Source organism: Rhodococcus sp. NPDC019647, assembly GCF_044389235.1.
Classification (GTDB): domain Bacteria; phylum Actinomycetota; class Actinomycetes; order Mycobacteriales; family Mycobacteriaceae; genus Rhodococcus_F; species Rhodococcus_F oxybenzonivorans.
Window position 1 is genome coordinate 11,415 of the sequence record NZ_JBIRXS010000027.1, and the last position, 22,354, is coordinate 33,768.

The window sequence follows — 22,354 nt, forward strand, 5'->3', positions numbered from 1 at the left end:
AATCCCATGCTCACAGCAATCCTGCGCTATCACTCCGCTCGCGCCGCGGTGGTTGTCCTCGGGCTGATAGTGGTGCTCGCGGTTTTCGGGCCCGCCCTCGCGCCCTTCGACCCGCTCGAGCAGGACACGTCGGCAATCCTGCACGGCCCGAGCGGAACTCACTGGCTCGGGACGGACAACGTCGGGCGGGACGTGTTCAGCCGGCTGCTGGCGGGTTCGACCGTGTCGGTGCTGTCCGCCCTGCAATGCGTCGTTGTCGGATTCCTCCTCGGCGTGATCCCGGGATTCCTGTCGGTGTACCTCGGACGCGGCGTGGAGTGGTTCACCCTCCGGTTGATGGATGCGCTCATCACGCTGCCGTTCCTCGTGTTCGCCGTCGCGATGACCGCGCTGCTCGGAAACGGGCTGGCGCAGGCGATGTTCGCGGTCGGCATCCTCATCGCACCCGCGTTTTATCGGATCACTCGCGCCGCTGCACTGACCGTGGCCAACTCCCAGTACGTCGAGGCCGCCGAACTGATGGGGGCCGACACGTCCTGGATCATCCGTCGTCACGCGGTACGCAAGGTGCTGCCGGCGGTGGGGGTGACGTTCGCGGCGATGACCGGAGCCAGCCTCGTCATCGTGTCTTCGCTGACGTTCCTCGGGATCGGCGTCGTCCCACCCGACCCGACCTGGGGTGGACTCCTCGCCAGCGGACTGCAGTACCTGTACCAGGTTCCGTTCGGCCCCGTCGTGCCCGCGCTGTTGATCGTGGCGACCGTCTGGGCACTCAACGCCATCGCCGACGCGCTGCGGGATGCGACCGGCCAACCCCAACGCCGCGCCCGCAGGAAACAGGAGGTCACCTCGGATGTCCACTGACACATTGGATGCCACGTCGGCACCCGCACCCATCCGCCCCGACCGGCCGGTGCTCACCGTGAGCGATCTGCGCATCGCGCTCGACGACGGAATCGAACTGGTCCACGGCGTCGACTTCTCCCTCGCACGCGGCGAAGCCCTGGGGATCGTCGGCGAATCGGGAAGCGGTAAGTCGCTGACCTGCCGGGCCATCCTCGGAATTCTGCCCGGCGGAATCAGTGTCACCGCAGGCTCGATCGACTTCGACGGCATCGAACTCACGGACCTCGGTCGCAAACACTGGCGGCCACTGCGGGGTACCCGCATATCCGCAGTCTTCCAGGACCCGGCGTCCTATCTGAACCCGTCAATCCGGGTCGGTGAACAACTGGCCGAGGCGCTTCGGTCGACCCTCGGGCTGTCCCGCGCGGACGCCCGGCGGCGCGGTGTCGAACTGTTCCGGAAAATCGGGCTGAACGACGCCGACACCGTGTACCGCCAGTACCCGCACGAGCTGTCGGGGGGAATGCTCCAGCGGGTGCTCATCGCGATCGCGGTGTCCGCGGAACCGGAACTCCTGATCGCCGACGAGGCGACCACCGCCCTGGACGTCACCGTTCAGGCCGAGGTGCTCGACCTCCTCGAGGACCTCCGCGACGAACTGGGTCTCGCTCTCGTCGTCGTCTCACATGACCTCGCCGTGGTGGCTCAAGTCTGCGACAACGTGATCGTGATGCGGGACGGGGCCGTCGTCGAGTCCGGGCGAGCCGGGGACCTGCTCACCGCGCCCCGACACGAGTACACCCGCCAACTCGTCGAGAACCACCGGGAGTACGGGCTCGAGTCGGTCATCGGAAAGGAGGCGGCTCGTGTCTGAGTCGTTGCTGCGCATGACCGGCGTCCGGGTGGAGCTCGGACCCCGCGCGGCCCGCAAGCAGATCCTGCACGGCGTCGACCTGACCGTCGATGCCGGCGAGAAGGTGGGACTCATCGGTGAAAGCGGTTCCGGGAAAACGACACTGGCCCGCACGATTCTCGGTCTGATCACCCCGACGTCCGGATCGGTCGAGATCCGCGGGCAGCGCGTCGACGACCTGTCCGTCGCGGACCGCAGGGCGCACCGCCGCACGGGGACCGTGCAGTACGTGTTCCAGGATCCGCTCCTGAGCCTCGATCCGGACATTCCCGTGGGCGAGTCGATCGCCGAGGGACTGCTCGTGCGCGGCGGACTCGACCGCAGCGTGGTGCGGTCGCGGGTGGCAGCGGTACTGAGCAGTGTCGGACTCGACGCCGACATCGCGGGGCGGATTCCCGCCGACCTGTCGGGTGGGCAGCGCCAGCGGATCGCGATCGCGAGGGCCCTCGTCCTCGATCCGGCGCTGCTGCTGCTCGACGAACCGGTCAGCGCCCTCGACTCGGTCAACCGTATTCAAATCCTGAAACTGCTCACAGAACTCGGGCACTCGCGGCAGCTCGCTCAGCTGTTCATCTCGCACGACCTAGGGGCAGTCGCGGCGCTGGTCGACCGGATCGTCGTGCTGTACCGCGGCAACATCGTCGAGGACGGACCCACCCACCCATCAGGTGATCTCCGACCCCCAGCACCCGTACACGGCGCTTCTCGTCGGATCGGCTCCTACGTTGAGCGGCGGCGCGGTGACCCGGGAACGGCGCCGCGAATTGAGGCTCCGCCTCCTGTGAGTACTTCTTAACTACCCGTTGTTAATAAGTACTCACGGGTCGGCAGTGTAAGCCCGACCATTCGTGAACGGAAGGGTTTGATTCGACGTGATCCGAATGATCTGCGATCGAAAAAGGCTGGCAGTCAGTCATATTCGACTATGAACACATGGCTGTTCTATCGTGGCACCGACAGTCCATGAGAGGCGAGGGAACGATGAAGGTAACGGTAGTCGCGGGCAATCCCAAGGCGGGTTCGCGCACACTGGACGCGGCGACGTTGGTGGCGACGGCGGTGACAGGTTCCCCCGTGGACTCGGTCGTCGACGTCATCGAGTTGGGTGCCGGGCTGCTCGGCTGGGGTGACGACAAGGTCGCGCAAGCGGTCGAGACGGTGGCAGAGTCGGATCTGGTGGTGGTCGCGAGCCCGACCTTCAAGGCCACGTATACGGGAGTGCTCAAGCTCTTCCTCGACCAGTTCGCGACAGCCGAAGGACTGCGAGGCGTGGTCGCGGTCCCGGTCATGCTCGGCGCGGGCCCGGCGCACGCGCTCGCACCCGAGCTGCTGTTGAAGCCGGTATTGGTGGAGCTCGGCGCAACAACGCCGGCGCCGGGGCTGTATCTCGCCGACACCACCTACACCGCCGATTCGCGAATCGCCGAGTACGCCGAGCGTTGGGGTCCGGTGCTCACCGCGGCGGCAACGGCACGAACGGAGTTGTGATGAGCGGGACGGTAACGCTGGACCCAGGTTCGTTGCGGGAGGCGTTCTCGCACGTGCCCAGTGGTGTTGTGGCGGTGTGCGCAGAGGTCGACGGTGAGCGGGTCGGAATGGCGGCGAGCACCTTCGTGCCGGTGTCGCTGGATCCTCCTCTCGTCGCGTTCTGCGTGCAGAACACCTCTTCGACGTGGCCGAAGCTGGCGGGATTGGAACGCATTGGAATCAGCGTGCTGGGGGAGGTGCACGACACCGCGGCGCGGGTACTGGCCGCGAAGACCGGCGACCGGTTCGAAGGACTCACCACGGAAACCAGCGACGGCGGGGCGGTATTCGTCGGTGGTGCCTCCGTGTGGCTCGATACGACAGTGTCGGAGCAGGTGCCCGCCGGCGATCATGCGGTCGTGCTGTTGAAAATTAACGAAGTGCGGGTGCAATCGGACGTGGAGCCGATCGTTTTCCACCGCAGTACCTTCCGATGGCTGCAGGCCTGAGAATATCTCCACCGTGCGGCCACGAGAACGAAGAGTGCGATCGGCGACCGCGGAACTGATGGCAGGGCGGGCCGGGCAACCCGCACCGTCGCCGACGTTGCAGCCATAAACTCCGGTCTCGTTGTGGTGGCCGGCGCGGATGCAAAGGGCCGCCGCTTCGAGGAGTTGTGAGCGTCCGATGCGGATTCAGAAGGTCGATGACGGTGCCTGAGCCGGGTCGGCCCGGTCGGAGTGTATTCCGCTCCGGCCGGGCCTCGCCGGAACGTGCCGTGGGATACCGCCGCGCGAACTCGCGTCGCCGTTGGCCTCGCCGATGCCTCCTCGGGCGTTAACAGCATGGGAAGCGCGCAATCGCATCAGAAAATCTCGGTATCGACTGCAACGGGGCCCGCATCCAGTGCGTTTCGTGCGAGGTAAATGGTAGATCCAGCAGCTCGTCGCACTGCAGCAATGTGACCCACACCACATCCATTTTTGCGTGTTGGTCGAATCGGGAGGGCGGTGGACGAAGGCTGACCGACTCGACGTCGAGGGCGGCCGCGCCGACGTGGATCAGAGTATTGGACACTTGTCTAGGTGGCAGCCGCCGTGACGTGTGCTAGAACTATTCGGGCATCGGTAGTGACATGACTCACACTTTATGACCGCTTGGGATTGGTTGCCGGCACACCGGCGCATCCCGGCCGATGCACGAGAGCAAAGGACAACGTCACATGATCGAGGACACCGCGGACTTCTCCCTCACTCCTGTTGCCGGCCCCACTCGCCTGATTCCCCGACGGCGTCCCGACGGTCGCGAGCTTCTCGCCACCGCGAAGGGCATCCTGATCGCAGCGCGCCGCTGCAGCGATGCCCAGGCATTCGATGAACTCCTCGACGTTTCCCGCCGCCATCACCTGACCGTTCTCGGTGCCGCCCGAAGCTTGGTCGACCTCGCCGCCGGATCCGCGCCCCATCGCCGCGCAGCTGACGCCGTCCGGTTCGACGAGTGGGAGCAGCTGCTCGCCCAGCTCCCCTCACATCCGCACGCGCACGCGAGCTGACGCAGCAGGCACGGTTCGCGTTTGAAGGCAAGGTCGGATTCACAGATTCCGCGCTCGCCACTGATTGACAGATAGCTACCCGGCAGGGGGCGAAGTAGTGCCCGTGCCCCTGCCGCCGCGAGAGTTGATCCACCGCGCCTCTCGATGATCCCAGTAGCAGCCCCCATCGGGGAGTTGTGCGCGCATAGCGAGCGAAGCGGGCGCCGCTGTGGCCATCGCGGTCCCCATCTGTGGTTCCGTGTAAACGCCGAGCGAACCGCTGGCTTGCCCGCGTCCGACGAGAAGGCTGCGTTGGGGCAGCCTGTGCGCGCGCAAGACCACGTCGTGGGTGTGGTGCGCTCCCGAGCCGCCGCTGATCGAGCGCTCCCGCACCTCGTTCACATCGATGTGCCAGCTGGTATCCAGTAGCGCCGCCACATCACCGGGTGCGACCCAGTCATCGGGATCGAAGCCGTGCTCGCGTGCCGCATGCCCGTCGCGCATGTCGTGATGAACAACCAACAAGATGCCGCCGGGTGCGACCGCGGAGACCAACGCTCGTACGGCGGCATGGTCGGCTGTGCTGCGTAAGGCGGGGTACTGAGCTGAGACCAGGTCGAAACCATCTGCGGGCAGATCGGCATCGAGTAGGCCGCTGCACACCCAGGTGACGTCGGTGTTCTGGTCGGCGGCATGTGCCGCCGCCCGATCGAGCGCGACTTGCGAAACGTCCAGCGCGGTCACTGCCCATCCTTGGCGGGCGAGCCAGAGGGCATCAGCGCCTTCACCGCAGCCGACATCGAGGGCGCGCCCGGGCGGTGCGCCGGTCAACTCGGCGACAAGTGCGCCGTTGGGTTCGCCGCTCCACACTTGATCCCGCTCGTTGTAGCGCGCATCCCATTCGGCTGCCTCGCTCAATACTGACGTGACCTCGATGACCTCGCCGGAATCTTCCATACCGACACAGTGCAATAGCTGCGACCATTCTGGCGAAGGTTCTTGCCGCATCGGCAAGAACCCCGGACGCGTCAGTGCGCCGAGATGCTCTTCTTCCGCTTCGGTATCAGGTGCATGATCAGGACGACGATCGCGCCGACGACGAGCCCGACGAGGGCAGACACCACGGTCCCCGAAGTCCAGGACAGAGCCCCACCGAAACCGCCGTGCGCGAGGTCGCTGAACCAGTGTTCGACATCGTGGAGGCGATCGGCCGGCCAGTGGAATCCTGCCTCGCCGACATTGACGAGCAGGATGTGGCCGCCGACCCACAGCATCGCGGCGATTCCGACCACGGTGAGCACCGCCATCACCTTCGGCATCGCGGCGACGAGGCCTCGGCCGATCCGCTGACTGAACGTCGACTCGCGTCGGGCGAGGGCCAAGCCCACGTCGTCCATCTTCACGATCAGGGCGACCACACCATAGACCAGGATGGTGATGAGGAACGCCACGACGATGAGCACCAGCAGCCGAGTGACGAACGGTTCGCTCTCGACCGAGGACAGGGAGATCACCATGATCTCGGCGGACAGGATGAGGTCGGTGCGGATCGCGCCGCTGACCATGCTTTTTTCGAGCTCGGGGCCCTGCAGCACTACCGGCGCATCTTCGTCGCCGTGGTGCCCGCCGGTGATTGCTTCGTAGACCTTCTCAGCTCCCTCGTAGCACAGGAACAGACCACCGGCGATCAGCAGATAGGGCAGTGCCTGCGGCAGGAACTGACTCAAGATCATCGCCACCGGCAGGATGATCAGAAGTTTGTTGCGGATCGACCCGATCGCGATCTTGCGAATTATCGGCAATTCGCGATTAGGGGAGAACCCATGGACGTAGCGGGGAGTGACAGCGGTGTCGTCGACGACCACACCCGCTGCCTTGATGCTGGCCTTGCCTGCCGCGGCTCCGATGTCGTCGACGGATGCCGCAGCTACTTTCGCGAGTGCCGCGACGTCGTCCAACAGGGCGACGAGACCACCAGCCACGGGAACCTCCCACAGTTCAAAATGTGCAGAGCCGATCGAACGACACGCGGTCGCGGGTCGATACGAACGCTACCGAATCCATGGTCCCACGCAACAATCATGCGGGCGCTGACCAAGGTGCCGCGTGCGGGCGCGGAGCCATGATGCGCAGACATCGGGCACCTTGAACCTGCGCAGTCAAACCCGAACCGTGAGGGTGGCCCTCTCGTCACCCAAGGGCATCTGGTCGCGGGTTCCGCTGTCGCAGACGATGGAATCACCGCCGAACAGGGTGACCGGCGGCCCTCGAGTTCTCGGAAAGGAACCCGCCCATGTCGAAGAGTGGAACTACTCGCGGACGTATCGCTGTGCTGATCGCGGGGGCTGCGGCCGCGTTGTCGATCTAGGCCGTCGGCCCTGTGGCCGTGGCGTCCGCTGTCCCATGCAAGGGAGTCAGCTGTCACGACACCAATCCCAAGCCGCCTCCCAAGGATCTCGGCGATGGAGGTTGCCAATTGTGCCCACCTCCCAGTCCCGGCCCTGGGAATTTCCCGACGCCTAAGCCTCCGACTCCCGCGCCCCCGCCGTCGTGACGGTGACCTGAGTATTCACTGCCGAGTGCGGCCCCCATCGATTACCGGTGGGGGCCGCACTGTGGTGTGACAACCGCGGTTGCGGGGGGCGATGCCACTCACATGGCGTCGAGCGCCCGGCCTATCGCGTCGGCGAACGCGGTGGGATCGTGGATCAGCCAACCGTGACCGCCCGCCACGGTGAGAACCGGTGGATTGCGGAGCGCTGACCTCAGCGACTCCAAGCTGGCCACCGGGATCGTACGGTCACCGAGGCCCCACAACAGCGTCACCGGCAGTCCTCGGTTCGCGAGAGTTCTGAGTTCGGTGCGCAAGTCCGCACGCCGGGCCAGATGTGCCGTCCGCCACACCGCACCTGGATCGCGCACGGTGTTGGGGATGAAACCGTTGACGAGGGATGCTGCCGTGTGGACGATCGACCGGATCGACAGGGCCTCGCCCAGCGCCGATGCGCCCCAATCCCACAATGGTCTTTCACCGATGTGCCGGATTGCCTGACCGCCGGCAGACCATGCCCCGCCGCCGACGGAGTTGACGAGAACGACTCGTGCTACCCGCTCGGGAAGGTCGTGGGCAGTCTGAATCGCGACGCCACCGCCGAAGGAGTGGCCGACCAGGGTCACCGGCTCGTCGATTCCGGCCGAGTCGAGAAACCGTCCGAGCCAGGCGGCGTAGCCCGCGAAGCTGCGCGCGTGCGGTGGATGGTCGGGAGTCCCTCCGAAACCGGGAAGTGTCGGTGTGACGACGCGATGTCCCTGTCGGACGAGGGTCGAGAGTCCGCGGCCATACACCCGCGGGGTAAGTCCCCAGCCGTGGAGGAAGACGATGGGCGGACCCTGCGCCACCACGGTGAGGGTCGGGGCCTTCGGACCTGCGAGCGGCTCGAGGATCTCGGGTTCTAAGTTCTGGGTCAGTGACACGCTCCCCAGCGTGTCCGACGGGTGTTCCGGCGGTAACGGCCGAATTACCCGCGGACATACCTGTTTTGCGGTTTCGTCACGACCGGTCTGTTCGTTATAGCCCTGTGATCTACGTGGTTTTCCGAAAATAGGTATGTGTATGGGCCATTCGGCCGTTGCCCGTTGAGCCCGTGACCGCGATGTTATAAAACGTCTCGTCCGATCGGCACGAAAGTCGTCGGACATCGAAAAAATGAAGGACTCAGCTCAATGGCCAAGCATAGATTGCGTCGGGGCAATCGTCTGCAGATTTCGACCGGTGGCGTTCTGGTTGCCACCGCGGTGGGGCTGGGAGCATTCATGCTCCCTGCTGCCCCTGCTGCAGCGGAGCCGATCACCATCCCAGGTATTGGGACGTTCGACGTTCCAGGTGTACCGCCGCTGCCGCCCGCGCCGCAGGCGCCGGCACCGAACCCCGCTCCACCATCGAACTTGCTACCAGCATTGCCGCCGGCTCCGGCCCTGCCGTCCACCAGCGGTGCGCAGGCGCTGACAGCCGCCCAGTCGAAGATCGGCTCACCGTACGTGTGGGGCGCCACCGGACCGAACGCTTTCGATTGCTCCGGATTGATGCAGTGGGCGTACAAGCAGGCGGGTGTCTCGATCCCGCGTACCACCTACGACCAGGTGAACGGTGGGGCGCCTGTCGCCAAGGGAAATCTTCAGCCTGGCGATCTGGTCCTGTTCTACGGGGCGTCGCATGTCGGGATGTTCGCCGGAAACGGCATGGTGGTCCACGCCCCCAGCTCCGGCCAGCCGGTGAAGCAGGCACCGCTCGATTCGATGCCGTTCCATTCGGCCCGCCGGTACTAGGCGGCTCCGCCGCCCGTGCGCCTTTCTGGTTGCGGCAACTACCAGAAAGGCGCACGGGGCGCTAGCGCCCTATGAGGTCGGCGGCACGTTCCCCGATGAGCACGGCGGGTGCGTGTGTGTGGCCCCGGATAATCGTGGGCATGATCGACGCATCGGCGATGCGCAGGCGCTCGACTCCCCGCACCCGTAGGTCCGGGGTGACGACGCTGGCGGGGTCCTTGCCCATCCGGCAGGTGCCCACCGGGTGGTATAGCGTGTGCGCGTTCTCGGCGAGTGCGCGTTCCAGTATTTCCTCGAGCGGAGTATCCGGGTCGACCGAGGGCCGAATCAGTGTGCCCAGCTTCGACTTCAGCGTCGGGGCCGAGGCGAGGGCATCGCACAGGCGCAGTCCTTCGAGCATGGCTCGCCGGTCCGCGCCCTCGGGGTCGCTGAGGTAGCGGGGATCGATGATCGGTTTTGCCGCAGGATCCGCAGACCGCAGGGTGATGGTGCCGCGACTTTCCGGTTTCACCAGAATGGTGCCGATGACGGCGGCGTGGCCGGTGGCGGGGATCAGCCCCTCGTCGAAGAACGGTGCGGGGCCGTAGATCATTTCGAGGTCGGGTAGTGGCAAGTCGTCCCGGCTCCGTACGAACCCGTATGCCTCCGCGACATTGGAGGTGAGCATGCCGCGTCGGCGCGTGAGGTAGTTGATCAGCTCGGGGATCTTCTCCGCCGCGTACAACGAGTCGGAGTCCACGCTGTAACCGAGGAACGAGACCAGGTGATCCGCCAGGTTCTTCCCGACCTGGGGAAGGTGGTGCTGCACGGCGATGCCGTGCTCGCGCAGCTGCTGCTCGTCACCGACACCGGACAGCATCAGCAGCTGCGGCGTGTTGATCGCCCCACCGGCGAGTATCACCTCTTTCGCCGCCCGGACGGTGTGGCGTGCACCGTCCTTCTCGTATTCGACCCCGACCGCGGCGGTTCCGTCGAACAACACGCGGGTGGCCAGTGCCTCGGTCACCACGGTGAGATTCTTGCGTTTCATCGCGGGCCGGAGGTAGGCGTCGGCGGTGCTCCACCGCGCACCACGCTTCTGGGTGACCATCGTCTGGGAGAAACCCTCGGGCTGTGCGGTATTCGCACGCTCCACGGGATATCCGGTTTCCCGAACCGCGTCGAGAAACGCTCGTGTCAGTGCGCGTGGGCTTCGCTGATGGCACACGTTGATCGGGCCTTCGATGCCGCAGTCGGCTTCGGTGGCGCCTTCCACTTTCTCGATGCGCCGAAAATGTTTGAGCACCTCCCGGTACGACCATGACTCGTCGGCGAGTTCCGCCCACTCGTCGTAGTCGGCGGCGAACCCGCGCACCCACATCATCGCGTTCATCGACGAGGATCCGCCGAGCATCTTGCCTCGCGGCCAATAGATTTTGCGGCCACCGAGGGTGTCTTGCGGCTCGGTGAGGTAGTCCCAGTCCACCTCGCTGCGGAACAACTTCGAGAAGGCGGCGGGGATGTGCGCGAATTTGTTCTTGTCCTCGGGGCCGGCCTCGAGAACCACCATTGCGTTTCGGGAGTCGGCGCTGAGGCGTTCGGCCAGTGCGGCACCCGCCGAACCCGACCCCACCACGACGTAGTCCGCCACCGACGGTGTCTGTTTCATTCGTTCCTCTCCAGTCGAGACAGCGGTGCGTCAGCCACGCAGCGCGGACGCGAAGATGGCCGGGAGCCGTTTCCATGACGGTGCTCCGGCGAAGGCGGTCAGTAGGCGCCCCGTGGTGGCGGCGGTGCGATTGTTCACGAACCATGGCGGTTTGGGTGAAATGGACAGCTCCCGCTTCATCACCGATCGCGGTGACGGGCGGAACGGTCCTCGCACCACGGTGCGTTCGGGGCGGTCGATCAACAGCGCGTTGTGGACCACACCGATTCCGCTCTGGACGTCGTTCACCGTGTGGCCGGGGAAGGCGCCCCAGGTGGCGGTGGCGGTGAGGTATCCCACGCCGGTCCAGGCGTTGATGGCGATGGTCCCGTATCGCAGACTCTCCACGAAGGAGTCGAACGCCGAACCCATCGAGCGAATGGTCTGCGGTGTCGCGACGATGTTCACCCCGAGCGTGCCGACGAAGTCGTCGTTCACGAATTGTGCCGCCCGCCTCGCGAACTCGTTTCCCTGGTACGGAAGGTCGATCACGCCGAGGACCGGAGCGAAGTACTCCGTCTGCAGCAGTGGCTCGTATTCGCCGGGATCGAGGTTCGTCACCAGCACGCGCCTACCGTTCTTGCCCAGACGCTCGGCTTTGGGGAACGACGCAACCGCTCCGGCCACACGGTTGTCGCTGCCCGGGTAGTAGGCGGAACGGTCCGGTGCTCGATCGAGGGCGTCGCGCAGAGCGGCGAGGAACTCGTTACGCTGCTTCCACTCCGATGACACCACGACCGCTTGTGCCGCGACACAGTTGTAGCCACCGTTGTGTAGCCGCTGGGTGGCGATGTGCTCGGCCTGGAACTTGATGTCCGCGTGGCTCCATTCGCCGGGCAGCACGATGGTGGGGGACACACCACCGAGTTCGCTCGAGATGTCCTTTCCGAGGATCGGGTCGTTCGCGGCCTTACGCCTCGCGCCTTCCTCGCCTGTGCCGAAGACGATCGCATCATGGGTGAGTGCGCTACCCGTCATGTGGACGTGATCGACCTGCTGATGGTGCACCAGATAGGTCCCGACGTCGGCGCCACCGGTGAGGAGGCGGACGGCGCCCACGGAGATGAGTGGCTCGAGCACCCGTGTGAGGACCGGCAGCAGCGGGTCGGTGATCGGGTTGAGCTTGAGCGCGACGACGCGGTTGTGGGCGATCAATTCGTAGAGCGTGTCCAACGGGGCGATTGAGGTGATGTTGCCGGCGCCGAGCACCACACCGATGCCCCGGGTGTGGGAAGGGTCTTGCTGAGCCAACCCGGCGTCCCGCTGTGCCGTTGCACGATCGATCCCCGGCTGCAGCCACACCTCGGCGCTGAAACCACTGAGGAGTAGTTTGTCGAAAATGTTGAGGGGAAGAACCTTGACGGTGGTGCGGTTGCCGGGCGCCGTGCCGAAGGTGGCGCCGTCGAGGGGACTGCCGCCCGCCTCGAGTTTTGCCAGGCTTGCGGACAGTGCGGCGGTGGCGGTCGCGACGGAATACGGGCCGGACATCCATTCCTCACCGACCAGCGGCGACTTCGGGTCGAGGCCCTTGATCCCGACTGCAGCGTCCACCCAGTCCGCGGCGTGCTGCACGGTGAGGTCGTGGACTTTGTCGAGAAGCTTCCGGCGTTCGGACAGGGACAGGTCAGCCCAGTTCTTCTCGCCTTCGGCCAGGTCGGCGAGGGCTGCGTCGACGGCCGCGTGCTCGGCCGCGCCGGAGGGTGGGGGAGTGGCCTCGGGGTTTGAAGTGCTCACTGTGGACATCTCCGCTCGGGTCGATTACATGGAGAACATCGCCACAGACGCTGAACGGCTGTGGGCGTAGGACTGTGATTCTCGTCGCATCCCCGGCTGCTGCGCCATAGGCGGCGGCTGTCAAATGTCCACTTTGTCCCTATGCCGTCGCACAACAAGGGTGTGGCGGTACGGACGGCCGGTCGATAGTCTTGCCGAATGGTTGCCAGTCCGGACATCGCGCCGTCGCCCACTGATTTACTAGGTGACATGCTCGAATCGGTGAACGAGCTGTCCCAGACCCTCACCGAAAGAATCCTGTCTGCCGAGCACGGCTACATCGAGGCGACTCTGCTCACCCCCGAGCAGCTGTACGGGGCCTGCCTCGACAACCTGACGGCGATGCTCGGCAACCTCGCCGGCATCGCGCCGATCCGTCTGGAGGCGGCGCGGGCAGCCGGCCAGCTGAAGGCCGAACAGGGTGTGCCGCTCGCCGCCCTGCTCCACGCGTTCCGACTCGGTGGCCGGCTCATCTGGGATGAGCTGATGGACCGCTCGGAGGGCCGGGCCACCAACGCGCTGCTCGAGATGGCTGCGCAGGTGTGGGCGCTGGTGGATGTGTACTCCGACAGTGCCGCGGAGTCCTACCGCGAGACCGCTGACCTCCGTGCCCGGGAGGACGCCGAGTCGCGCGGCCGGCTCGTGAGGACGCTTTTCGGGGAGCACTCGGCGAATCCGGCGGGAGCTGCCGATGCGTTGCGCACGTTCCGCATCCCCGAGCACAGCACCTTTGTGGTCGTGTCGGTCGAATCGGCGGCGTCACCGTCTTCGGCGGATCTGCTGGAGGCCGAACTGCGCGGCGTGGGAGTCGAGTCCGTGTGGGACACCGAGGTCGACGGCCGAATCGGGTTGTTGTGGGCATCCACCGCCGACTTCGTCGAGGCAGCGCTCGCATTTCTCGGCCGCGCCGATGCCCGGGTCGGAGTCAGCTCCACATTCACCCGGCCTGCGGGGACGAGCGCCGCCGTCGAGCAGGCCCGTGTCGCCCGCCGGTGCGCGGGACTTGGTGGTAGCACGGTCACGCGATACGAGTCCGTGCCCGTCTCGCTGCTGCTGGTCAGTGCGCCGGAAGCGAGCAAGCTTGCGGCGGGCCAGATTCTCGGACCGGTGCTGGCGCTGCCGCCGGAGGAGCAGGACAGTCTGCTCTCCACACTCGACGCGTGGTTCGCCTGCCACGGCTCCACCACTGCGGCCGCCGCGCAGCTGCACTACCACCGCAACACCGTGCTGTACCGGTTGCGCAGGATCCACAGCCTCACCGGGCGGAACTTCTCGGATCCCATCGACGCCGCCGAACTTTATGTCGGCCTGCGGGCGCATCAACTGCTCGCTTCCTGAAATCGAGTCCCCGAACACGTCGCAGGCCCGACAATGAGTGCCAGTCGGCCGTCGTAGCCCGGGATGCCGGGCAGTGGGGCAGTGCAATGGGATTCGTCATCGGATTTGCGCCGTGGATCGTCTACTGGATTCTCGTGGGCAACACGGGGTTCGTCACTGCAGTCGCTGTCGCGTTCGGTATCGCACTGGCCGGGCAGGTGCTGCAACGGGCGCGCCGTCAACCGTGGCGCACTCTCGAAGTGGGCACCGTTGCCGTTTTCGCGCTGCTGCTCATTGCCGCCCTCCTCGTCGACGACGCCGTTCTGGCGCGATGGTTGCAGCCGCTGAGCAACTTCGGGCTCTTCGCGATCGCCGCGGTCGGCCTACTGGTGGGACGGCCGTTCGTTCGCGAATATGCGGTGGGAAGCGTCGACGCCGCGACAGCCGCAGGCGGCGGCTTCCGGTACGTCACCACGGCGATGACCTGGATGTGGGTGGCCGCATTCGGTGCGATGACGCTGGTGTCGCTGATACCGCCGATCGTCGATGGTGACGCAACCATGCGCGATGACGGGGACACCCTGTCGATCGTCTGCTACTGGGTTCTGCCCTACACGCTGATGGGTGTGGCCGGGTTGGTCTCGGCGATGTTTCCCGGGTGGTTCGACAAGACGTCGCATCTTCTCGCGAAGCAGTCCTCGATGGAGCCGACGGTGGTATCGCAACCGTCGCCGCCCGAGGACCGGGCGGAAGGGAGCCTGGTCCTCGACGTCGTCGAGGATTCCCGCCACGATCAACCCTTCGCGGTCGCCGTCCGCGGCGCGGAGCCGGGTGCCGCGCTCACTGTCCGGACCACAGGAACGGATCTCTTCGGCTCGCGGTGGCGTTCGGAGGCAATGTTCGTGGTCCCTGCCGACGGAACCGTCGACGTCGCCTCGCGGGCACCGGTGCGCGGCGACTGGGATGTCGCAGACAGCGACGCTCCGCTGTGGGCGATGCGGTCCGTGTCGGACGATCGCGTACCCGACCTGTTCGTGCCCCCGGCCGGTCCATGGAACGTCACGGTCGACGTCACGTCTGCGCGGGGAAGGGTGCGGCGGACCGTGATTCGCCGCGCTGCCGCCCCGGGCGTCACGGTCACCGAACGGGAGGTCGACGGCCGCCCCGCGCTCCTCGCCTTACCCGCCGGCGACGCGCCCGCCGCGGGGTGGCCGGGAGTCGTGTGTTTCGGTGGCTCCGAGGGTGGCGTCGACTCGCAGCGCTCCAACCTGGAGATGCTCGCATCACACGGCTGGGCCGCGCTGGCGTATTCGTGGGTCGACGAGTCGGGCACGGAGCCGACATTGGTCGACATCCCGCTCGAACGGTTCGCGACTGCGGTCACGTTCCTGCGGACACTCGCACAGGTGGACGGGGATCGCGTAATCGCCGTCGGTACGTCCCGCGGTGCGGAAGGACTGCTCGCCGCCGCCTGCGACGGATTGATCGACGTGAATGGTCTCGTACTGACGAGCCCGAGTTCGGTGTCGTGGCAAGCAATCGGACCCGAGGGAGAAATCCCCGATACGCCGTCGTGGACGCGTCGCGGCCGGGCAGTCCCCTGGGCGCCGCTCCCCGGCGGGACCCTGATGCCGCAGCTCATCCGGAACGCGTGGCACGCCCACCGCGACATCGCCGCGGGGCGGCCCAGCCTGCTTCGGCTCGGCACCGCCTACCGTGCCGGTTTCGCCGCCGCACCAGCGAATTCGACATTGCACTCCGAGCGTGTCGCAGCGCCGCTCCTGTGCCTGACCGGTGAGAACGACGAGCTCTGGCCATCGGCCGACATGGCCACCGCCCTTCTGGCGCGGCGCTCGGAACGACACGACGAGCACCGGTGCTTTCCCGGCGCCGGCCACCTGGTTCGGTGGGGAATGTTTCCGTCGGATGCCCAGTGGACCGGTGGCATCGCCCTCGGCGGGGGCGGCATCGGGCAGGCGCGGGCCCAACGCGAAGCGATACAGTGCGTCCTTGGTTTCCTGTCCCGCACGGCCGCCACGACAAGTGCCTGATGGGCACCGGAGGCGGGAATACCGCACCCTCGGACCGCGTCGTCGGATCGATCGTCGACATGGCAGGAGTCTCGCGGGCCAAAGTGTTTCCGCGTTCACGGTTGTCGGCCTTCGCCGAAGCGGGGGCGGGGGCGTCATCGAGCTGGAGTGTGTTTTGCGTCGACGACCATCTCGCGTTCACGCCCTCCTTCTCCGTGACCGGCGATCTTCGGCTCCGCATCGACCCCGACGAGGTCCGGGACCTCGGCAACGGCACGTACTGGGGTCCGGCGGATCTGTGCGAGCAGGACGGAACACCGTCGGAGGCGTGCACCCGGGGCGCGCTGCGGCGGGTGACGACGCGGCTGGCGGAGTCCGGTCTGAGCGCACGAACCGGCCACGAGATCGAGTTCACGCTCCTCGACGCGGCGAGCACCGAAGAATGGTCGGCGTACGGCCTCAATGCCGTTCTCGCGCAGGAAGAATTCTTCGAACGGCTGCTGGCGGCGGCGTCGAGCGCGGAGCTGCCGATCGAACAGGTCCACGCCGAGGCTGGGCTGAGTCAATTCGAGGTGTCGCTCGCCCCCACGGGTCCCGTCGAGGCGGCCGACAATGCGGTGCTGGCCCGCGCCCTGATCAGCCGGGTCGCGCGCGTTCAGGGACTCCGGGCGTCGTTCTCACCCATGCCCGTCGCAGGTGGGGCGGGTAACGGTGCCCATCAGCACGTGTCGTTCACCGAACGCGGCCTGCCGATCCTGTCGGGAGGGCCGGGCCTGCACGGGCTGACTCCCGCCGGTGGCGCCGCGGTCGCCGGGATTCTGCGGGCGCTACCCGAGTTCACGGCCGTTCTCACCGGGTCGGTGCTGTCGCACCTGCGTTTGCGCCCAGGCATGTGGTCGGGAGTGTTCCGCTGCTGGGGCCTGGAGAACCGCGAGGCAGCCGTCCGCCTCTGCGCGGCCACTGCCGGGAATCCGCACGGCGCGAACCTGGAGATCAAACCTATCGACCCGTCCGCGAACCCGTATTTGAGTAGCGCCGCCATTCTCGGTGCCGCCCACGACGGCATCACCGGCGCGCTTGCGCTCCCGGGCGAGGTGTCGGTCGACCCCGCGGACTTGTCCGGCACCCACGCCGTCGATCTTCTCCCGACGCTGTCGTCCGACATGCTCGGAGCATTCGAGTCGTCGGCGCTCGCGCGCGACCTGTTCGGGCCGCTGGTCATGGAAGCGCTCGTGGCGGTCAGGGGTTACGAGCACGCCGAATACCGGGCGAAACCGGTCGACGAGGTCGCGCAACTTTTCCGGTACGCGTGGACGTCCTAGTCAGTTGCGGAACTCCGGATGCGGAACCGCGGTCACACGTTCGTGTGAGGACGTCCGCTATTCTTTGACGGTCGCCGAGCGTGTCGGTGACCCGGGTCCGGGGGTGGGCCTCGATGCGGATATCAGGGGGAGAATTCGTTGTCAGAGGGCGATATGACGTGGCCGGACAGTGTCATTGCGTCGCTGGACGGGACCGGTGCGACGCAGCTTCCGCTGGACACCGTCCCCGGGTTGCCGCCGATACTCGGCGGACCGGACGTTGCGGTTGTCACGGTCGACCCCGACATGCTGTGTGCGATGTCCACTGCGCTCGGCAGCATTGCGCGTGAGGTCGAGGCGTTGGGTGGCCGCCGTAGCTTCGAGCATGCGGTTCGGGCCGTCGAGGGGTCCGACACAGCGGCGGCGTGCCGTGACGCCGGCGACGTCCTCGCGTCCGCGCTGGGAGTCGCGGCCAGTCGCATCGACGAAATGGCGTTCATCGCGGGTGACGGGGCCGAGAATTACGAGGTCACCGACACGTCGTTCGCGTCGCAGTTGTCGGCGATGGGGGAGATGTGATTCCGCGTAGGTCGCAACTGCATGTCTGGAATCCGCGGGATCTCACACTGGCGGGCGAGGAAATCGGACGGACCGCCGAAGACACGCGAACCCGGGCGGACGACGTCCAGCGTGCTGTCGCGGATCTGGGCCGGAACGACGACTGGCGCGGTCCGGCGCAGGCGGCTGCCGAGCAGCGAGCGAACAGTGAACGCACGGAAATCCGACGGCTCGCCGACGATCTGGAAGATCTGTCGAACGCACTCGTCGGTGGGGCCGATCGCCTCAGCCATGCGCGGGACTATGTCGCCACCGTGATCGACAAGGCGGCAACCGACGGATTCACCGTCTCCGACGACTGGCAGATCGTCAGCCCGCCGACGACGATGAGCGAGGCCGCGGCCGCCGAACATGCCGACCTGATGGAGTACTGGCGCAGCCAACTCAGTGGAGCGCTGACGGACCTCGACACCGCCGATCGGGACATGGCGACGGCGATCCGGGACGCGCTCGGCGCCGTGGCGGCGAGTGCCCCGGCGTCCGCGGGCCTGTCGGGGCACGAGGGCACCGCGCTGGGCGAGCAGGTTGCGCGAGCCGGTTCCGACATTCCGCAGGACGTCCGTGACCGTGTTGCCCGGGAAATCGCGGCCGCACGGCTCACTCCCGAACAAGTGAAGACGCTGGCCGACGGCGGCAAGGTCACCGATCTTCCACAGGGAACGATCGACTTCCTGCAGCAGTTCTATACGGCGGCCGGCAAGGATGGCTTCCTCGCCCTGTCCGAGCAGTACAGCGAGAACGGACGCACCGTGGCCGCCAGCGCCCTGTCCAACGGTCTCGCCGTGGTGTCGAACTACAACATAGGCAGTGCCGGCGGAGACGTCGGTGGTCGGAGCCACATCCCCGAAAGCCTTCGAGGGCTGTTCGAGGGCCCGGTGACGTCGACCGGCAACCTCACGAAGGGCGCGCAGGACGCTCCGCAACCGTCCTTGGTCGTCAACAACGGTGACGACCTGGCACGCTTCACCAAAGCCTTCGGCCTCGCGGATCCGGGCGTTCAGCAGGGCAGTGAGCTGAGTGAGAGCCTCCTCTCCCGTGCCGGCGAGATCGCCTCGGCCACCAACGACAAGAGTCTCTTGATCGGCGACTCGTTCGACCACAACACGCTGGGTCGCGACAGCGTCGACACCCTCCTGCAGGACATGGTCGGCGTCGGTGGTCGCGATCATGTCGCGGTCCACAACATCCTGTCCGGCGAAGGCATGCCGGCCGACTACAACCGCGACGACGTCATCATGCCTCTGCTGCAACGTGATTGGGTCGATGGCGGCGAACAGAAGGTGGCCGGAATGTTCGACTGGATCGCCGACGACGCAAGGCCCTCCGATCCGTCCGATCCCGGCGAAATATTCCGGTCGCGACAGGCCGGCGAATCGGCATTCGGACTCGCACAGATCCTCGCCGCGAACGACGCCGAGCTACTCGACATCCCGGGGATGAAGGGACAGGCGATCGGTGAGGTGAACCCTGAAATAACGCAGGCGTTGGGCGCAACGCTCGCACCCTACATCGGCAATATGGTGGGGGTACCCGGCGACTTCGCAGGCACTTCGGGTTTCACTAGCTCGACCGGTGGAGAATTCGGGCTCGAGAACGCGCCCCGCCTCTTTTCGGTGATCGACTCCAACGCCGATGCGGCAAGCTACTTCAACGCGCAAGCGTTCGGAATGTCGGCCCAGCTCGAGCAAGCGTGGGCGTTGGATTCACCTGCTCCTCATATCTCGCACGATCAATACGGATGGTGGGCAGGAAGCATTCAGGGCGTCGTAGATAAAGGATTCGACCTCGAGTTCGCCGACCGATCTGGGGACGAAGCGTCAAGTACTTCGTCCGGGTTCGAGAACAAAGGCGTTGCCTACGACACCATCAGAACAGTTGTGACTAAAGGCGTCGAGTTCATTCCTGGTGCCGGCCCCCTGATATCGAGTGGGATCGATCTTGCGGATCCGGCATTCAAAAGCGCGGTGATGGGCGCGGTGCCCGATAATACTGCGCAGCAGAACACTCAATTCTCCGATGAGTCGCACCTCGCGAAGCAGTACTACCAAATTGCCCTGGGGATTCAGTCGGCGAATGGTGGAGTGCTTGATCCCTACGAGGGTCTGGACAGATTCCGCGACGGGGAGAACGGCCCCTTGCTGTCATACAACGAGATCGCGGGTGACCGCCCCGATTCGAATCTCCCGGTTCTCGGTGCGAACCTTTCCAGTTACATCGTCGAATCGGGATACACGGGATTGGGTGAGTTCATAGACCAACTGAACGCAGGGCGTGAATACGTTCAGAATGCGACGTACGGCCAGTGAAGAGACGTTTGATCGCCGTAGCGGTCACGGCATCCGTGCTGGCAGCAGGGTGCGGATCGAGTGGGTCGGAGCCCGAGCCACCAGCGGTCGAGACGGCCTCGAGGTACTCGGTTCCCGACAATGTGGGCTTCAATTATCGGTGGTCGGCTGATCCCGGCATCGATCTGCACAGCCGTCAGGCGACGGTTGTTCGCGCGTATGTGGAGTCCTATTACCTCTCGATCGACAGCAATTCTCTCTCGGCCGCGTATCCCGGATTCGCCGAGGCGGTTCCCCAGCGCAAGCGAGCCGACTTCGACCACCCTGTCGACCCGACCGAGCGGCGGTACGTCGGCACCCAGTTCCAACACCTGATGTGGATGATGAAGACCGAACGTGGTTGGTTCGCCACGATCTGCACGGGCGAGTACTCGGTGATGGAAGTGGGTCAGGACGAGAAGTTCTACAACATCGGGTCGAAGTATGTGAATGCGGAGACCGTGGAACTGATCGCACCGAATGACACGTCAGCGACGTCGGTGAGGTCCTACGGACCGGAACGCGCGCCCACCATCAACGTGTTCGATGGTTGGACACTTGCCGAGCATGTGAAGGGCGCGCGCGATCAGAACGCTTATGCCGAGTGCGACTCACGGATGCCGGATGCGAGGGGTGTGCGACCGCAGAATGTGAACCTCCCACACGACACCCCCTACCCGACGCTTGCTCCGTATCCGGGGTGGCCGCGGTACGACGAGAGCTGACGGCCGGCCCCGACCGCCGGTGGAAGGGCACCGTCACCGCCGCGTTCGCCCGGTCCTATCCTCGACTGCGGCCCCTGTGCTCGGCGGGGGTTCCTGGGAGTGATCGGACGGTATGAAGTGGGCAGCAGAAACGGCGTCGTCTACGCAGACGACCTCGCGGTGGGTGACAGGTTCGAGCTGGGCTCGTACACGGTGACCGAGCAGGAGCTGGTGGAATTCGCCGGCCAATGGGATCCGCAGTCTTTTCACATCGATCGCGAATCTGCAGAGGGCGGATATTTCGGCGGGTTGATCGCCAGCGGTGTGCATACGATCGCGATCTGCCAGCGACTGACCGTGACCAGTCTCTACAACGACTGGAGCGTCATCGCCGGCAAATGCTTCCGGAACGTCAACTTCCTCCGCCCGGTCCGACCGGGGGAGGTCCTCACCGGGTCCATGCTGATCGACAATGTCGTGCTGGACGACCGCGGGCGCGGCCTGGTGACTGCCGCCGCCGAGATCGTCAACGGGGACGGCCAGCCGATGCTCACGATGGTCACCGAGATGTTCATGCGCAGCAGGCCCTGACAGGAATTCCCAGGGAATTTTCGCCGCAAAGGATTGTTTGTCGATTCTTTGGGTATCGCCCATGGGCAGAGTCACCTACCTATGGAGGCATCATGAAGGTCGGCATCAGATTGGCCGCGGTCGCGGTGTGTGCAGCTGCGCTCGGTGTGGGAACCACCGGCGTTGCGTGGGGCGACGCTCTCGACTCGGCTGTGGTCCCGGTTCGAGCACCGGATGTAGTGCAGCCATTGCCCCCCGGAGTTCCGCAGTACGGCCCCGCCGGTTGTGACGACTGGGCAGAACCGTACGAGAACAACGTCCCGGCCTGGGGTGCCGACCCGTACAACCAATACGACAACTGGTGCGACGGCCCCGACGACGGCATCCCGCAGCCCGCCACCTACAACGGTGACGAGGGCGGCGGCGACTCCCCGAACGAACCGTAACCTCGGCTCGGTCCCGACGCGCCCCGGCAGTTTCCGGGCCGGGGCGGCGACGTCATGCGCCGGAGGGAGGTTGGTGTAGTCCGAACGCGGATCCCTGGTCGTCGTGGCAGAGCGTGAATCGTCCGAACCGTGCCACCGACTCGGGCTCTTCTCCGAGGTCGACCGCATCGACCGTCCCTCCGAGCGCCAGGACCTTCTGTTTCGCGGCGTCGAGGTCAGCTACCCGGAAGAACACGTACGGGCCCGCGCCCGGGTCGCCGCCGTGGATGCCGCCCGGAACATTGGGCGTGTTGATCGCGTATCCGGACCCGCCTGGACCGGGTTCGAACTGCCAGCCGAACAGCGCCGAATAGAACTTTCGGCCCTGTTCGGCGTCGGCCACACCCAACTCGAAAAACGACACGTCACCTGACATGAGCACTCCTCCGTCCGAGATCGTGGAGGTGACGCTACGCCGGGCGACCGACTTCCGGACCGGCCTCGGCAGTCGAGTGACGGTGT

At 65.9% G+C, this 22,354-nt stretch carries 21 protein-coding genes; 15 read left to right on the forward strand and 6 right to left on the reverse strand.

Annotation, left to right across the window (positions count from 1 at the left end; translation table 11 throughout):
* Nucleotides 1-6 precede the first annotated feature (6 nt).
* The 6 genes from ACH49N_RS30890 to ACH49N_RS30915 all read left to right on the forward strand — a co-directional run bounded on the left by ACH49N_RS30890 (nucleotide 7) and on the right by ACH49N_RS30915 (nucleotide 4,778).
* Entirely contained in the window at nucleotides 7-864 is an 858-nt protein-coding gene (locus ACH49N_RS30890) for an ABC transporter permease (protein ID WP_358276603.1), read from the forward strand.
* Entirely contained in the window at nucleotides 854-1,720 is an 867-nt protein-coding gene (locus ACH49N_RS30895) for an ABC transporter ATP-binding protein (RefSeq protein ID WP_358276602.1), read from the forward strand. Before ACH49N_RS30890 ends, ACH49N_RS30895 begins: the two co-directional genes overlap by 11 nt.
* On the forward strand, nucleotides 1,713-2,555 hold the full coding sequence (locus ACH49N_RS30900; RefSeq protein ID WP_358276601.1) for a dipeptide/oligopeptide/nickel ABC transporter ATP-binding protein: 843 nt from the start codon (nucleotides 1,713-1,715) through the stop codon (nucleotides 2,553-2,555). The genes ACH49N_RS30895 and ACH49N_RS30900 overlap by 8 nt, the downstream gene beginning before the upstream one ends.
* 185 nt (nucleotides 2,556-2,740) lie before the next feature.
* Nucleotides 2,741-3,247: an NAD(P)H-dependent oxidoreductase gene (locus ACH49N_RS30905; RefSeq protein ID WP_358276600.1), complete on the forward strand. Its 507-nt coding sequence runs from the start codon at nucleotides 2,741-2,743 to the stop codon at nucleotides 3,245-3,247.
* Nucleotides 3,247-3,735, forward strand: a complete 489-nt coding sequence (locus tag ACH49N_RS30910; protein ID WP_159920840.1) for a flavin reductase family protein — start codon at nucleotides 3,247-3,249, stop codon at nucleotides 3,733-3,735. The genes ACH49N_RS30905 and ACH49N_RS30910 overlap by 1 nt, the downstream gene beginning before the upstream one ends.
* Before the next feature lie 713 nt (nucleotides 3,736-4,448).
* A complete protein-coding gene (locus tag ACH49N_RS30915) occupies nucleotides 4,449-4,778 on the forward strand; it encodes an ANTAR domain-containing protein (protein ID WP_358276599.1) in 330 nt (109 codons plus the stop codon).
* Between the two features lie 75 nt (nucleotides 4,779-4,853).
* Here ACH49N_RS30915 and ACH49N_RS30920 read toward each other — a convergent pair whose 3' ends face one another.
* From ACH49N_RS30920 to ACH49N_RS30930, 3 genes are all read right to left on the reverse strand, one after another.
* Nucleotides 4,854-5,714, reverse strand: a complete 861-nt coding sequence (locus tag ACH49N_RS30920) for a class I SAM-dependent methyltransferase (RefSeq protein ID WP_358276598.1) — start codon at nucleotides 5,712-5,714, stop codon at nucleotides 4,854-4,856.
* A 71-nt stretch (nucleotides 5,715-5,785) separates the two neighbouring features.
* Nucleotides 5,786-6,739, reverse strand: coding sequence for a DUF808 domain-containing protein (locus ACH49N_RS30925; RefSeq protein WP_250770433.1), 954 nt, complete (start codon nucleotides 6,737-6,739; stop codon nucleotides 5,786-5,788).
* A gap of 670 nt (nucleotides 6,740-7,409) precedes the next feature.
* Nucleotides 7,410-8,231 (reverse strand): alpha/beta fold hydrolase, encoded by an 822-nt coding sequence (locus tag ACH49N_RS30930; protein ID WP_159920846.1) that lies wholly within the window; start codon nucleotides 8,229-8,231, stop codon nucleotides 7,410-7,412.
* Between the two features lie 249 nt (nucleotides 8,232-8,480).
* On the opposite strand from ACH49N_RS30930, the gene ACH49N_RS30935 reads away from it, so the two are divergent.
* Nucleotides 8,481-9,083, forward strand: coding sequence for a C40 family peptidase (locus ACH49N_RS30935; protein ID WP_358276597.1), 603 nt, complete (start codon nucleotides 8,481-8,483; stop codon nucleotides 9,081-9,083).
* Nucleotides 9,084-9,144: 61 nt separating this feature from the next.
* Here the strand turns inward: ACH49N_RS30935 and ACH49N_RS30940 are convergent, their stop codons facing one another.
* Both ACH49N_RS30940 and ACH49N_RS30945 read right to left on the reverse strand, forming a co-directional pair.
* Nucleotides 9,145-10,731 carry a GMC family oxidoreductase N-terminal domain-containing protein gene (locus ACH49N_RS30940; RefSeq protein ID WP_358276596.1) on the reverse strand — a complete coding sequence of 529 codons (1,587 nt, stop codon included), beginning with the start codon at nucleotides 10,729-10,731 and terminating at the stop codon, nucleotides 9,145-9,147.
* 30 nt (nucleotides 10,732-10,761) lie between these two features.
* Nucleotides 10,762-12,504: an aldehyde dehydrogenase family protein gene (locus ACH49N_RS30945; protein ID WP_358276595.1), complete on the reverse strand. Its 1,743-nt coding sequence runs from the start codon at nucleotides 12,502-12,504 to the stop codon at nucleotides 10,762-10,764.
* Nucleotides 12,505-12,702: 198 nt separating this feature from the next.
* Between ACH49N_RS30945 and ACH49N_RS30950 the strand changes: the two genes are divergently transcribed.
* From ACH49N_RS30950 to ACH49N_RS30985, 8 genes are all read left to right on the forward strand, one after another.
* Nucleotides 12,703-13,881, forward strand: coding sequence for a CdaR family transcriptional regulator (locus ACH49N_RS30950; protein ID WP_159920854.1), 1,179 nt, complete (start codon nucleotides 12,703-12,705; stop codon nucleotides 13,879-13,881).
* 86 nt (nucleotides 13,882-13,967) lie between these two features.
* A complete protein-coding gene (locus ACH49N_RS30955; protein WP_358276594.1) occupies nucleotides 13,968-15,911 on the forward strand; it encodes an acyl-CoA thioesterase/bile acid-CoA:amino acid N-acyltransferase family protein in 1,944 nt (647 codons plus the stop codon).
* The gene (locus ACH49N_RS30960) at nucleotides 15,911-17,212 is read left to right on the forward strand and encodes a glutamine synthetase family protein (RefSeq protein ID WP_358276593.1); all 1,302 of its coding nucleotides are present in this window, start codon (nucleotides 15,911-15,913) and stop codon (nucleotides 17,210-17,212) included. Before ACH49N_RS30955 ends, ACH49N_RS30960 begins: the two co-directional genes overlap by 1 nt.
* A gap of 153 nt (nucleotides 17,213-17,365) precedes the next feature.
* Nucleotides 17,366-17,770, forward strand: coding sequence for a hypothetical protein (locus ACH49N_RS30965; protein ID WP_358276616.1), 405 nt, complete (start codon nucleotides 17,366-17,368; stop codon nucleotides 17,768-17,770).
* Nucleotides 17,767-20,115 (forward strand): hypothetical protein, encoded by a 2,349-nt coding sequence (locus ACH49N_RS30970; RefSeq protein ID WP_358276592.1) that lies wholly within the window; start codon nucleotides 17,767-17,769, stop codon nucleotides 20,113-20,115. The genes ACH49N_RS30965 and ACH49N_RS30970 overlap by 4 nt, the downstream gene beginning before the upstream one ends.
* A complete protein-coding gene (locus tag ACH49N_RS30975) occupies nucleotides 20,112-20,858 on the forward strand; it encodes a hypothetical protein (RefSeq protein WP_358276591.1) in 747 nt (248 codons plus the stop codon). Before ACH49N_RS30970 ends, ACH49N_RS30975 begins: the two co-directional genes overlap by 4 nt.
* 99 nt (nucleotides 20,859-20,957) lie before the next feature.
* A complete protein-coding gene (locus tag ACH49N_RS30980) occupies nucleotides 20,958-21,428 on the forward strand; it encodes a MaoC/PaaZ C-terminal domain-containing protein (RefSeq protein ID WP_358276590.1) in 471 nt (156 codons plus the stop codon).
* Between the two features lie 92 nt (nucleotides 21,429-21,520).
* Nucleotides 21,521-21,853 carry a hypothetical protein gene (locus ACH49N_RS30985; RefSeq protein WP_159920864.1) on the forward strand — a complete coding sequence of 111 codons (333 nt, stop codon included), beginning with the start codon at nucleotides 21,521-21,523 and terminating at the stop codon, nucleotides 21,851-21,853.
* 52 nt (nucleotides 21,854-21,905) lie between these two features.
* Here the strand turns inward: ACH49N_RS30985 and ACH49N_RS30990 are convergent, their stop codons facing one another.
* The gene (locus ACH49N_RS30990; RefSeq protein WP_109334959.1) at nucleotides 21,906-22,268 is read right to left on the reverse strand and encodes a VOC family protein; all 363 of its coding nucleotides are present in this window, start codon (nucleotides 22,266-22,268) and stop codon (nucleotides 21,906-21,908) included.
* Nucleotides 22,269-22,354 lie beyond the last annotated feature (86 nt).

Bases quoted from the DNA above. Each gene is read 5' to 3' on its own strand.
- ACH49N_RS30950 (WP_159920854.1), top strand. From the start codon at position 12,703: ATGGTTGCCAGTCCGGACATCGCGCCGTCGCCCACTGATTTACTAGGT.
- ACH49N_RS30915 (WP_358276599.1), top strand. From the start codon at position 4,449: ATGATCGAGGACACCGCGGACTTCTCCCTCACTCCTGTTGCCGGCCCC.
- ACH49N_RS30940 (WP_358276596.1), bottom strand. From the start codon at position 10,731: ATGAAACAGACACCGTCGGTGGCGGACTACGTCGTGGTGGGGTCGGGT.
- ACH49N_RS30935 (WP_358276597.1), top strand. From the start codon at position 8,481: ATGGCCAAGCATAGATTGCGTCGGGGCAATCGTCTGCAGATTTCGACC.
- ACH49N_RS30895 (WP_358276602.1), top strand. From the start codon at position 854: ATGTCCACTGACACATTGGATGCCACGTCGGCACCCGCACCCATCCGC.
- ACH49N_RS30890 (WP_358276603.1), top strand. From the start codon at position 7: ATGCTCACAGCAATCCTGCGCTATCACTCCGCTCGCGCCGCGGTGGTT.
- ACH49N_RS30960 (WP_358276593.1), top strand. From the start codon at position 15,911: ATGGGCACCGGAGGCGGGAATACCGCACCCTCGGACCGCGTCGTCGGA.
- ACH49N_RS30905 (WP_358276600.1), top strand. From the start codon at position 2,741: ATGAAGGTAACGGTAGTCGCGGGCAATCCCAAGGCGGGTTCGCGCACA.
- ACH49N_RS30955 (WP_358276594.1), top strand. From the start codon at position 13,968: ATGGGATTCGTCATCGGATTTGCGCCGTGGATCGTCTACTGGATTCTC.
- ACH49N_RS30990 (WP_109334959.1), bottom strand. From the start codon at position 22,268: ATGTCAGGTGACGTGTCGTTTTTCGAGTTGGGTGTGGCCGACGCCGAA.
- ACH49N_RS30965 (WP_358276616.1), top strand. From the start codon at position 17,366: ATGACGTGGCCGGACAGTGTCATTGCGTCGCTGGACGGGACCGGTGCG.
- ACH49N_RS30920 (WP_358276598.1), bottom strand. From the start codon at position 5,714: ATGGAAGATTCCGGCGAGGTCATCGAGGTCACGTCAGTATTGAGCGAG.
- ACH49N_RS30985 (WP_159920864.1), top strand. From the start codon at position 21,521: ATGAAGGTCGGCATCAGATTGGCCGCGGTCGCGGTGTGTGCAGCTGCG.
- ACH49N_RS30910 (WP_159920840.1), top strand. From the start codon at position 3,247: ATGAGCGGGACGGTAACGCTGGACCCAGGTTCGTTGCGGGAGGCGTTC.